Genomic DNA, 11,507 nt, shown 5'->3' with positions numbered 1-11,507 from the left:
GCGTGGCCGGGCAGCTCATTTCCGGCGGTGCCAATGGACGTTTCTTACCTGCTCGACAGCCTCAATGATAAACAGCGTGAAGCCGTAGCCGCTTCACGCACCAATATGCTGGTTCTGGCGGGAGCGGGCAGCGGTAAGACGCGGGTTCTGGTACACCGTATTGCCTGGCTGCTGAGCGTGGAAAACTGCTCACCGTATTCGATTATGGCGGTGACCTTTACCAACAAAGCGGCAGCGGAGATGCGCCATCGTATTGGCCAGCTGATGGGGACAACCCAGGGCGGCATGTGGGTCGGGACATTCCACGGGCTGGCGCATCGCCTGCTGCGGGCCCACCATCTGGACGCTAACCTGCCGCAAGATTTTCAGATCCTCGATAGCGAAGACCAGCTGCGTCTGCTGAAGCGTCTGATTAAGGCGATGAACCTCGACGAGAAGCAGTGGCCGCCGCGTCAGGCGATGTGGTACATCAATAGCCAGAAAGATGAAGGGCTGCGCCCGCATCATATTCAGAGCTACGGCAACCCGGTGGAACAGACCTGGCAGAAAGTTTATCAGGCCTATCAGGAAGCCTGCGATCGCGCCGGTCTGGTGGACTTTGCTGAACTGCTGCTGCGCGCGCACGAGCTGTGGCTCAATAAACCGCATATTCTCCAGCACTATCGCGAACGCTTCACCAACATCCTCGTGGATGAGTTTCAGGATACCAACAACATCCAGTATGCCTGGATTCGCCTGCTGGCGGGCGATAGCGGCAAGGTGATGATTGTGGGGGATGATGACCAGTCGATCTACGGCTGGCGCGGCGCCCAGGTGGAGAATATTCAGCGCTTTCTCACCGATTTCCCCGGCGCGCAGACCATCCGCCTGGAGCAGAACTACCGCTCGACCAGCAATATCCTGAGCGCCGCTAACGCCCTGATTGAAAACAACAGCGGGCGTCTGGGCAAAAAGCTGTGGACCGACGGGGCCGACGGTGAGCCTATCTCCCTCTATTGCGCGTTTAACGATCTTGATGAAGCGCGCTTTGTCGTCAACCGCATCAAAACCTGGCAGGAGAACGGCGGGGCGCTTGAGCAGTGCGCCATTCTCTACCGCAGTAACGCCCAGTCGCGCGTGCTGGAAGAGGCGCTGCTGCAGGCCAGCATGCCGTACCGTATCTATGGCGGCATGCGCTTCTTCGAACGCCAGGAGATCAAAGATGCGCTCTCCTATCTGCGTCTGATCGCCAACCGTAACGACGATGCGGCGTTTGAGCGGGTGGTGAATACGCCCACTCGCGGTATCGGCGACCGCACGCTGGACGTGGTGCGCCAGACCTCGCGCGACCGTCAGCTCACGCTGTGGCAGGCTTGCCGCGAGCTGTTAAAAGATAAAGTCCTCGCCGGGCGCGCCGCCAGCGCGCTGCAACGCTTTATGGAGCTGATTGACGCCCTGGCGCAGGAGACGGCGGATATGCCGCTGCATGTGCAGACCGACCGGGTGATTAACGACTCCGGCCTGCGGACGATGTACGAGCAGGAAAAGGGCGAAAAAGGCCAGACGCGGATAGAAAACTTAGAAGAGCTGGTGACGGCAACGCGCCAGTTCAGCTACAACGATGAAGATGAGGATTTAATGCCGCTGCAGGCCTTCCTTTCTCACGCCGCGCTGGAAGCGGGTGAAGGGCAGGCGGATACCTGGCAGGATGCGGTGCAGCTGATGACGCTGCACTCGGCGAAAGGTCTGGAGTTCCCGCAGGTGTTTATCGTCGGCGTGGAAGAGGGGATGTTCCCGAGCCAGATGGCGCTGGATGAAGGTGGCCGACTGGAAGAGGAGCGTCGTCTGGCTTACGTCGGCGTGACGCGCGCGATGCAGAAACTGACTCTCACCTATGCGGAAACCCGCCGTCTGTACGGCAAAGAGGTTTACCATCGCCCGTCGCGCTTTATCGGCGAGCTGCCGGAGGCCTGTGTGGAAGAGGTACGCCTGCGCGCGACGGTGAGCCGTCCGGTCAGCCATCAGCGGATGGGGACGCCGATGGCGGAAAACGATACTGGCTACAAACTGGGACAGCGCGTACGCCATCCGAAGTTTGGCGAAGGCACCATCGTGAATCTGGAAGGCAGCGGCGAGCATAGCCGTTTGCAGGTCGCCTTCCAGGGGCAAGGTATTAAATGGTTAGTGGCGGCCTATGCCCGGCTGGAAACAGTGTAACAGTAAGAAAAATATCGTTTTTTTGTAATAATCTGCTAGCCTTATATGCTAAAGGGCAGGATTTGCTCTTTAGCGTTCCGTTGCGTGTTGACGCCGTTTTTGTGCTGGCGTAACATGCGCGCACGATTACGCTAAGAGGACATTCGCCTTGGACACACCCAGTAGATGCTGGCTCAACTTCCTGTCCGTCAGGAACAACTCCTAAGGCTATCCTCTTATGCTGATAGCCTTAGCGGTTGTCAGCGACCCGTCATACCCGTCGCTCTGAGTCAGGCTTAATGGTCTGAAACCCAAATTGTTTCTGTGTGCCCACCGAACTGTCCGATAATTTTTTTGCATTGGGAGTCCCGGTCATGCTGAGCGCATTTCAACTGGAAAATAATCGTTTAACACGCCTGGAAGCTGATGAGATCAAGCATCTCGCCAGTTCGGTGTGGGTCGATCTGGTCGAGCCCGACGACGAAGAACGAAGCCGCGTGCAGACGGAATTGGGTCAGAACCTGGCAACGCGCCCGGAACTGGAAGATATCGAAGCATCGGCGCGTTTCTTCGAAGATGAAGACGGTTTACACATTCACTCTTTTTTCTTTTTTGAAGATGCAGAGGATCACGCCGGTAACTCCACCGTGGCATTTACGATTCGTGAAGGGCGCCTGTTTACCCTGCGCGAACGTGAATTACCGGCATTTCGCCTCTATCGCATGCGCGTTCGCAACCAGCTAATGGTTGATGGCAACGCCTATGAACTGCTGCTGGATCTGTTCGAAACCAAAATCGAACAGCTGGCGGATGAAATCGAAAATATCTATAGCGACCTGGAAAAACTCAGCCGCGTGATCATGGAAGGTCGTCAGGGCGATGAGTACGATGACGCGCTCTCAACGCTTGCCGAGCAGGAAGATATCGGCTGGAAGGTCCGTCTGTGTCTGATGGATACCCAGCGCGCTCTGAACTTCCTGGTGCGCAAGGCGCGTTTACCTGCGGGGCAGCTGGAGCAGGCGCGCGAAATCCTGCGAGATATCGAATCCCTGCTGCCGCACAACGAATCGCTGTTCCAGAAGGTCAACTTCCTGATGCAAGCGGCGATGGGCTTTATCAACATCGAGCAGAACCGCATCATCAAGATCTTCTCGGTGGTTTCCGTGGTCTTCCTGCCGCCTACGCTGGTGGCTTCCAGCTACGGGATGAACTTCGAGTTTATGCCGGAGCTGCACTGGAGCTTTGGCTATCCCGGCGCGATTGTTTTTATGATGCTTGCCGGTCTGGCGCCGTATCTCTACTTCAAGCGTAAAAACTGGCTTTAAAACAATAAATTATATCAAAGCCGGCTCCCTTCTGGGGGGGCCGGCTTTTTTTTGCCTTTATGGCTGCCATCGCGGTGGCCACCGGAAATATGCTTTTATTATCGCCGCCGCTTAATTTTCTGCGCACCAGAAGTGTGGGCCGTGTATCACAAAAAGGGGGTGGGATAATTGTTACCATCGCAATATTCCCGGTAAAAAAAGGCGAAATTTTACAATGAAAAGTATCTTTACATTAACATTTCTGGCTCTTGCCTGCCTCTCTGTCAATGCACAAGCTGTTGAAAAACTTGCAGGTAATGAAATTCTCGCGGTTCAAAAAGGCGGCGTTGCGGATAAAGTCTATGCCGAGAATTATCCTCAGCTGAAGATTGCGACCTATAACATCGGCAAGAATGAAGCTTCCGATAACGTTGCGGATTTTACTTCACTCAATTTAGCGATTAAGAACATTGGCGCCGATATTATTGCGGTTCCGGAAGTCGATAATAAAACCGCCAGAAGCCAAAAAATCGATCAGCTCAAAACCATCGCGGACGCTAACGGCTACCACTATGCCTTCGGCAAAGCGCTGGAGTTCGACGGCGGAGAGTACGGTGTCGGTATTCTGTCTAAATATAAAATTGAGCACACTCAGGTTATTAAACTGCCGTCAGGGGATGCCGAGCAGCGAATAGCGCTATTGGCGCAAATCGCCGTTCCCGGCTTTGATAGCCCGGTGCTGGTGATGGTGACCCATCTCGACTGGCAAAAAGATCCGACGATGCGCATTGAGCAGGTCCGCCATCTTCTGGACGTGAGCATCGGCGATGCCCCATCGGACTTCAAAGATATCGCCTCATCAATCAAAATTCTCGCGGGTGATTTTAACTCCACGCACGATGAGCAGCCGCTAAAAGAGGTCGGTTATTTCTTTAACCCCGTGGCGAAGCAGGGGACGGATTACCGCACCTGGCCTGCGGTTAACCCGGCAATAGATATTGACCATATTTTCACCTTCAAAGGGCAAAAATGGAATGTGAAAAACATCGAGGTGCCGCACAACTCACCGGCCTTTAACTGGTCATCCGCCAGCGATCATTTACCCCTGATTGCCGAACTGGAGCTCACCGAGCAGTAAAATAACGCACCTGCCTCTACGCACGAGAGGCAGGTGCGTGATGTGGAGGTAGTGGCGTTATGCCCGACGCAGCCGGCGCTGGGTATACAGCGCATCGACGATAAACACCGCCAGCGCTACCCAGATAAAGGCGAAGGTCACCATCTTATCTGCCCCCGGCACTTCCCCGTAAAATACGACCGCCAGCAGGAACATCAGCGTCGGACCAATATACTGGAAGAATCCCAGCGTGGAGAGACGCAGGCGGGTGGCGGCCCCGGTAAAGCACAGCAGAGGAATCGTGGTGACAACGCCCGCCGCCATCAGCAGCAGGTTCAGCGACCACGGGTTCTCTCCCATATGGCTGGTTGGGCTGTCGGCGATGGCAAACAGGTATACGGCGGCGACCGGCAGGAGCCACAGGGTTTCAACTAACATTCCGGTTTGCGCATCCACGGCGATCTTTTTACGCAGCAGCCCGTAAAAGGCAAAGCTGAAGGCCAGCCCAAGGCCGATAACCGGCAGCGAACCAAAGGTCCACAGCTGTACCAGCACACCGCACACGGCCAGCAGCACCGCCAGCCACTGCATGCGGCGAAAACGCTCGCCGAGGAAAATCATCCCCAGCACAATATTCACCAGCGGGTTAATGAAGTAGCCGAGACTGGCCTCCAGCATGTGGTGGTTATTCACCGCCCAGATGAAGAGCAGCCAGTTACCGCCAATCAGCACCGCCGACAGCGCCAGCAGGAAAATCTTGCGCGGCATATGCAGCAGTTTTTTCACCTGCGGCCACTGGTGGCTGAGGCTGATTAACGCCAGCATAAAAAAGAATGACCAGATCACGCGATGCGTCAGGATTTCATCGGCGGGAACATAGTAGATAAGTTTGAAGTAGGCAGGTGCGATGCCCCAGATAAAATAGGCGGCAAGAGCCAGCATCACCCCCAGCCGCGTTTGTTTTGCATCCATCGGTAAAATCCGTTACGCCAAAACAACGATGTTACTTTATTTACCGCGATCAACCCACCATATACGTCGCCGTGGCACTGGCGATATAGACCCGATCTTCGTTATGCAACTCCACGCGGGCGACCGCGACCTTATTCCCGGCGCGCAACAGGCTGCTGGTGGCGGTAAAGTGCTCGCCGCGCCCAGGGCGCAGATAATCAACGCGCAGATCGATGGTCCCCATCCGCGACAGCCGCTGGCGTAACTCTTCTTCATTAATGGTGTCATGCCGGGTCAGCGTACTGCCCACGCACACCAGCCCTGCGGCCACATCCAGCGCGGAGGCGATGACCCCGCCATGCAGAATACTTTGCGCCCAGTTGCCAACCATCATAGGCTGGTTTTTAAAGCTGAGCTGAGCAAACTCTTTTTCGTAACGCTCCAGCTTCAGCCCTAAGGCGCGATTAAAAGGCATGTGGTAGACAAAGATTTCTCCCACCAGCTTAAGGGCGGCTTCGGCTGTGAGTTCAGACATGACGATTGTATCCATTCGTTAATGAAATGTTGATTTTATGCTTCTAAAACGGTGATTTCCACTTTCAGAACGGATAACCGGGCGGGGAGCCCGTAAACAGGTAGAATGATGCCGGGTAAAACAGAAATAATAATCACTCATTCAGGAGAACAGTAATGCGTATCTCTTTGGCCTGGCTGTTAGCGCTGAGCGCGCTTCCGGCTGGCGTTTTGGCGCAGGATGCGCCGGTTAGTCATCCTGTTCATGATACCCCTGCGGTACGCGGTAGCATTATCGCTAACCTGTTGCAGGACCATGATAATCCTTTCTTGCTGTATCCCTACGAGAGCAACTACCTGCTCTATACGTGGAGTAGCGATATCAACAAGGAAGCGATCTCCAGCTATGACTGGGCGGAAAATGCCCGCAAGGACGAAGTGAAATTCCAGCTCAGTCTGGCGTTTCCGCTGTGGCGAGGGATCCTCGGCGAGAACTCGCTGCTCGGGGCTTCCTATACGCAGAAGTCCTGGTGGCAGCTCTCCAACAGCAAAGAGTCCGCGCCGTTTCGTGAAACCAACTATGAACCGCAGCTGTTCCTGGGTTTTGCGACGGATTACCAGCTTGCCGGCTGGACGTTGCGTGATGTCGAAATGGGTTACAACCACGATTCTAACGGCCGCTCGGATCCCACTTCCCGCAGCTGGAACCGCCTGTATGCCCGCCTGATGGCGCAAAATGGCAACTGGCTGGTGGAGGTGAAGCCCTGGTACGTTGTCGGGAGCACCAACGATAATCCGGATATCACGAAATATATGGGCTATTACCGCCTGAAGGTTGGTTATCAACTCGGTGACGCTATCCTGAGCGCCCAGGGGCAATATAACTGGAACAGCGGTTATGGCGGCGCAGAGCTCGGCGTCAGCTATCCGATCACCCGCCACGTGCGTTTCTACACCCAGGTCTACAGCGGTTATGGCGAGTCGCTCATTGATTATAACTTTAACCAGACCCGGGTTGGCGTCGGTGTGACGCTCAACGATCTGTTTTAATCGTTGCACTCTGGCTCACTGGCGCTGAAAATAGCGCCTGTTTTCTTTTCAGGCAGACGGGGTCAACGTGGCGCAGGCGGAAGTATTGAATCAAACATTGCTGGCAAAGCAGGTTTTACAGGAAACCTTCGGCTACCAGCAGTTTCGCCCAGGCCAGGAAACCATTATCGATACGGCGCTGGGCGGGCGTGACTGCCTGGTCGTAATGCCCACCGGCGGCGGCAAATCGCTGTGCTATCAGGTGCCCGCGCTGGTGCTGGGCGGCCTGACGGTGGTGGTATCGCCGCTGATCTCGCTGATGAAAGATCAGGTCGACCAGCTGCTGGCGAACGGCGTGGCCGCTGCCTGTCTTAACTCGACCCAGAGCCGCGAACAGCAGCAGGAAGTCATGGCCGGCTGTCGCAGTGGGCAGATTCGCCTGCTGTATATCGCCCCCGAACGCTTGATGCTGGATAACTTCCTTGAGCATCTCAGCCACTGGAACCTGGCAATGGTGGCGGTGGATGAAGCGCACTGTATTTCCCAGTGGGGACATGATTTCCGGCCGGAATATGCTGCCCTGGGCCAGCTGCGCCAGCGCGTGCCGCAGATCCCGTTTATGGCGCTCACCGCCACCGCCGATGACACCACCCGCCGCGATATCGTTCGCCTGCTGGGGTTGAATGACCCGCTGATTCAGGTCAGCAGCTTCGACCGCCCGAACATCCGCTACATGCTGATGGAGAAGTTTAAACCGCTCGATCAGCTGATGCGCTACGTGCAGGACCAGCGCGGCAAATCGGGCATTATCTACTGCAACAGCCGTTCGAAAGTGGAAGATACCGCCGCTCGACTGCAAAGCCGTGGAATCAGCGCGGCCGCCTACCATGCCGGGCTGGAGAACGACGTTCGTGCGGATGTGCAGGAGAAATTTCAGCGCGACGATCTGCAAATCGTGGTGGCCACGGTAGCTTTCGGCATGGGGATCAATAAACCCAACGTCCGCTTCGTGGTGCATTTCGACATTCCCCGTAATATTGAATCCTACTATCAGGAAACCGGTCGCGCCGGTCGCGATGGCCTGCCGGCGGAAGCGATGCTGTTTTACGATCCGGCCGATATGGCGTGGTTGCGTCGCTGTCTGGAGGAGAAACCCGCCGGGCCGCTGCAGGATATTGAACGCCATAAGCTGAACGCGATGGGCGCTTTTGCCGAAGCGCAAACCTGCCGCCGTCTGGTACTGCTGAACTATTTTGGCGAAGGGCGCCAGGAAGCATGCGGCAACTGTGATATCTGCCTCGATCCGCCGAAGCAGTACGACGGATTAATGGATGCGCGTAAGGCGCTCTCGACCATTTACCGCGTGAATCAGCGCTTTGGCATGGGCTATGTGGTGGAGGTGCTGCGTGGGGCGAATAATCAGCGTATCCGCGAAATGGCGCATGACAAGCTGCCGGTATACGGCATCGGTCGCGAACAGAGCCATGAACACTGGGTGAGCGTGATTCGTCAGCTGATTCATCTTGGCCTGGTCACGCAAAACATCGCCCAGCATTCGGCGCTGCAGCTGACCGAAGCCGCGCGTCCCGTGCTGCGTGGCGAGGTTCCGCTGCAGCTCGCCGTTCCGCGTATCGTGGCGCTGAAGCCGAAGGCGATGCAAAAATCCTTCGGCGGCAATTACGACCGCAAGCTGTTCGCCAAGCTGCGCAAGCTGCGTAAAGCGATTGCCGATGAAGAAAATATCCCGCCGTACGTTGTATTTAACGATGCGACGCTGATCGAAATGGCGGAGCAGTCGCCGATAACCGCCGGCGAGATGCTGAGCGTGAACGGCGTGGGAACGCGAAAACTGGAGCGTTTCGGGAAAGAGTTTATGGCGCTGATCCGCGCGCACATTGATGGTGAAGATGAGTAGTCAGCCGGACGAAAAAGTGTCAGGATAGTTTCGGTCTTCACTATATTCCTGCGATCCAAATTGCCGATAGATTAGGGTTCAATCATGCTGATGCTTTTCCTCACCGTCGCGCTGGTGCATATCATTGCGCTGATGAGTCCAGGTCCGGACTTTTTCTTTGTTTCTCAGACCGCCGTTAGCCGTTCTCGTAAAGAGGCATTGATGGGCGTGCTGGGGATTACCTGTGGCGTCATGGTCTGGGCGGGCGTCGCGCTGCTTGGCCTGCACCTGATTATCGAAAAAATGGCCTGGCTGCACACCATTATTATGGTCGGCGGCGGCTTATACCTGTGCTGGATGGGCTATCAGATGCTGCGCGGTGCGCTGAAGAAAAGCGATGCGCCGGCGCCGGAGCCGCAGGTCGAGCTGGCCCGCAGTGGCCGTAGCTTCCTGAAAGGGCTGCTGACCAACCTCGCTAACCCGAAGGCGATTATCTATTTTGGTTCCGTCTTCTCACTCTTTGTCGGCGATAACGTCGGCACGGGCGAGCGCTGGGGGATTTTCCTGCTGATCGTTCTGGAAACGCTGGCCTGGTTTACCGTCGTGGCCAGCCTGTTTGCCTTACCGGCTATGCGTCGTGGTTACCAGCGGATGGCAAAATGGATCGACGGCATTGCCGGAACGCTGTTCGCCGGTTTCGGTATTCATCTGATCATTTCGCGCTAAGCGCTGGTTTTCCCGGTTTGCTGAAGGCAAACCGGGGCTCTCGCCTCAGGCATGGCGTGCGGAAGCCAACAGCGCGCCCACCAGCATAAACAACGATCCGAAGACTTTGTTCAACGCCTTCATCTGTTTCGGTCCTTTAATCCATGCCGCAATACGCTGCGCCAGCGTCGCGTAGCCAATCATCACGATGATATCCACCGCAATCGTGGTAACGCCGAGAACCAGATACTGCATGACCTGCGGCTGATGCGGCACGATAAACTGCGGGAACAGGGCCGCCAGAAAGACAATGCTTTTCGGGTTGGTCAGGTTGACGAAAACCGCGCGCTGGAACAGTTTTCCACGCGTTTGCGCCTTTGCCAGGGTATTGAGATTGAGCGATCCCGCCGCGCGCCATTGCTGAATACCCAGCCAGATAAGATAGGCCGCCCCGGCCCACTTCAGCACCTCGAAGGCCAGCACCGAGCGGGAAAACAGCGTTCCCAGGCCGATACCAACAAGGACGATATGAATCGCCAGTCCGGTTTGTAATCCGGCAATCGAGGCGGCCGCGCCGCGGTAGCCGTGGTTGATCGAGGTCGTCATGGTATTAATGGCCCCGGAACCTGGCGACAGGCTGAGGATAATGGATGTCAGCAGATAGGCGAACCACCACTCGAACGTCATGAGAAACTCCCTGGTTGTCTGTTTTTATGCCACAATACGCTATTGCGTAAGCATTGTGTGATGCGCGCTAAAAAAACGATTTTCAGTGGTTAACAGGGGTGTAAGCCCGATGTTTCGGCAGCAAAAGGATTGGGATACACGAGAAAACGCGTTTGCGGCTTTTACGATGGGGCCACTTACCGATTTCTGGCATCAGCGGGAAGAGGCGGAATTCAGGGGCGTTGATGATGTCCCGGTCCGTTTTGTTCGCTTTTGCGCCAAAGAAAACGATCGGGTCGTGGTCATCTGTCCGGGGCGTATTGAAAGCTACGTGAAATACGCCGAGCTGGCTTACGATCTGTTCCACAGCGGTTTCGACGTGATGATTATCGACCATCGCGGCCAGGGGCGTTCCGGGCGAATATTGACCGACAGCCATCGCGGCCACGTGGTGCGCTTTAGCGATTATGTTGACGATCTGGCTGCGCTCTGGCAGCAGGAAGTTGCCCCCGGCCACTGGCGAAAAAGGTTTATCCTCGCCCATTCGATGGGGGGCGCCATTGCGACGCTGTTTTTGCAGCGTCACCAGCAGCATTGCGACGCTATTGCGCTGTGCGCGCCTATGTTCGGTATCGTCATGCGTTTCCCGGACTGGATGGTACGCCATATTCTCGATTGGGCTGAGGGCCATCAGCGCATTCGTGAAGAGTATGCGCTGGGTACCGGTCGCTGGCGGGCGCTGCCCTTTTCGGTCAACGTGCTGACGCACAGTCGCCAACGCTATCGTCGTAATCTGCGCTTCTATGCCGATGAACCACAGCTGCGCGTCGGCGGGCCAACCTACCACTGGGTGCGTGAGGGGATCCTCGCAGGTGAAGAGGCGCTGGCGGGCGTAGAGAAAGACACCACTCCCACATTGTTATTGCAGGCAGAAGAAGAACGCGTAGTCGATAACCGCATGCACGAACGCTACTGCGAACTCCGTGCCGCGGCAGGTCGGCCCTGCGAAGGTAATAAGCCGCTTGTTATAGAAGGGGCATACCATGAGATCCTTTTTGAAAAGGACGCCATGCGCTCAGTCGCGCTGAATGCCATCGTCGATTTTTTCAGTCGACACAATGAATCCGACGAAAACGCTCGTCGCCCTGCTTAG

The 11,507-nt window shown here is 56.0% G+C and carries 11 protein-coding genes; 8 read left to right on the top strand and 3 right to left on the bottom strand.

What is annotated here, in order from left to right:
- The first annotated feature begins 33 nt into the window (after positions 1-33).
- The 4 genes from uvrD (at position 34) to ROR01S_RS23050 (ending at position 4,617) form a co-directional block, all read left to right on the top strand.
- Positions 34-2,196 (top strand): DNA helicase II, encoded by a 2,163-nt coding sequence (uvrD, locus tag ROR01S_RS23060; RefSeq protein ID WP_004869607.1) that lies wholly within the window; start codon positions 34-36, stop codon positions 2,194-2,196.
- Between the two features lie 148 nt (positions 2,197-2,344).
- Positions 2,345-2,401 (top strand): YsgD/CorL family protein, encoded by a 57-nt coding sequence (gene ysgD / locus ROR01S_RS27720; protein WP_350028775.1) that lies wholly within the window; start codon positions 2,345-2,347, stop codon positions 2,399-2,401.
- A gap of 148 nt (positions 2,402-2,549) precedes the next feature.
- On the top strand, positions 2,550-3,500 hold the full coding sequence (gene corA / locus ROR01S_RS23055; RefSeq protein WP_004869610.1) for a magnesium/cobalt transporter CorA: 951 nt from the start codon (positions 2,550-2,552) through the stop codon (positions 3,498-3,500).
- A 214-nt stretch (positions 3,501-3,714) separates the two neighbouring features.
- On the top strand, positions 3,715-4,617 hold the full coding sequence (locus ROR01S_RS23050) for an endonuclease/exonuclease/phosphatase family protein (protein WP_004869612.1): 903 nt from the start codon (positions 3,715-3,717) through the stop codon (positions 4,615-4,617).
- 57 nt (positions 4,618-4,674) lie between these two features.
- On the opposite strand, the gene rarD is transcribed toward ROR01S_RS23050, so the two are convergent.
- Positions 4,675-5,568, bottom strand: a complete 894-nt coding sequence (gene rarD, locus ROR01S_RS23045) for an EamA family transporter RarD (protein ID WP_004869614.1) — start codon at positions 5,566-5,568, stop codon at positions 4,675-4,677.
- A 49-nt stretch (positions 5,569-5,617) separates the two neighbouring features.
- Positions 5,618-6,082 (bottom strand): acyl-CoA thioesterase YigI, encoded by a 465-nt coding sequence (yigI, locus tag ROR01S_RS23040; RefSeq protein WP_004869617.1) that lies wholly within the window; start codon positions 6,080-6,082, stop codon positions 5,618-5,620.
- Between the two features lie 155 nt (positions 6,083-6,237).
- Here yigI and pldA point away from each other — a divergent pair, with 155 nt between their 5' ends.
- From pldA to rhtC, 3 genes are all read left to right on the top strand, one after another.
- The gene (pldA, locus tag ROR01S_RS23035) at positions 6,238-7,110 is read left to right on the top strand and encodes a phospholipase A (RefSeq protein WP_004869621.1); all 873 of its coding nucleotides are present in this window, start codon (positions 6,238-6,240) and stop codon (positions 7,108-7,110) included.
- 67 nt (positions 7,111-7,177) lie between these two features.
- Positions 7,178-9,004, top strand: coding sequence for an ATP-dependent DNA helicase RecQ (gene recQ / locus ROR01S_RS23030; RefSeq protein ID WP_004869624.1), 1,827 nt, complete (start codon positions 7,178-7,180; stop codon positions 9,002-9,004).
- An 84-nt stretch (positions 9,005-9,088) separates the two neighbouring features.
- A complete protein-coding gene (gene rhtC, locus ROR01S_RS23025) occupies positions 9,089-9,709 on the top strand; it encodes a threonine export protein RhtC (protein WP_015585398.1) in 621 nt (206 codons plus the stop codon).
- A gap of 45 nt (positions 9,710-9,754) precedes the next feature.
- Here the strand turns inward: rhtC and rhtB are convergent, their stop codons facing one another.
- Positions 9,755-10,375, bottom strand: coding sequence for a homoserine/homoserine lactone efflux protein (gene rhtB / locus ROR01S_RS23020; RefSeq protein ID WP_004869632.1), 621 nt, complete (start codon positions 10,373-10,375; stop codon positions 9,755-9,757).
- Positions 10,376-10,484: 109 nt separating this feature from the next.
- Here rhtB and pldB point away from each other — a divergent pair, with 109 nt between their 5' ends.
- Positions 10,485-11,507: a lysophospholipase L2 gene (gene pldB, locus ROR01S_RS23015; RefSeq protein WP_004869634.1), complete on the top strand. Its 1,023-nt coding sequence runs from the start codon at positions 10,485-10,487 to the stop codon at positions 11,505-11,507.

It is taken from the genome of Klebsiella ornithinolytica NBRC 105727 = ATCC 31898 (assembly GCF_001598295.1).
Classification (GTDB): Bacteria; Pseudomonadota; Gammaproteobacteria; order Enterobacterales; family Enterobacteriaceae; genus Klebsiella; species Klebsiella ornithinolytica.
This window is presented reverse-complemented; position numbering and strand designations above follow the sequence as displayed.

Coding starts and splice junctions, on each gene's coding strand:
- uvrD (WP_004869607.1), top strand. CDS start 34: ATGGACGTTTCTTACCTGCTCGACAGCCTCAATGATAAACAGCGTGAA.
- corA (WP_004869610.1), top strand. CDS start 2,550: ATGCTGAGCGCATTTCAACTGGAAAATAATCGTTTAACACGCCTGGAA.
- ROR01S_RS23050 (WP_004869612.1), top strand. CDS start 3,715: ATGAAAAGTATCTTTACATTAACATTTCTGGCTCTTGCCTGCCTCTCT.
- rarD (WP_004869614.1), bottom strand. CDS start 5,568: ATGGATGCAAAACAAACGCGGCTGGGGGTGATGCTGGCTCTTGCCGCC.
- yigI (WP_004869617.1), bottom strand. CDS start 6,082: ATGTCTGAACTCACAGCCGAAGCCGCCCTTAAGCTGGTGGGAGAAATC.
- pldA (WP_004869621.1), top strand. CDS start 6,238: ATGCGTATCTCTTTGGCCTGGCTGTTAGCGCTGAGCGCGCTTCCGGCT.
- rhtC (WP_015585398.1), top strand. CDS start 9,089: ATGCTGATGCTTTTCCTCACCGTCGCGCTGGTGCATATCATTGCGCTG.
- rhtB (WP_004869632.1), bottom strand. CDS start 10,375: ATGACGTTCGAGTGGTGGTTCGCCTATCTGCTGACATCCATTATCCTC.
- pldB (WP_004869634.1), top strand. CDS start 10,485: ATGTTTCGGCAGCAAAAGGATTGGGATACACGAGAAAACGCGTTTGCG.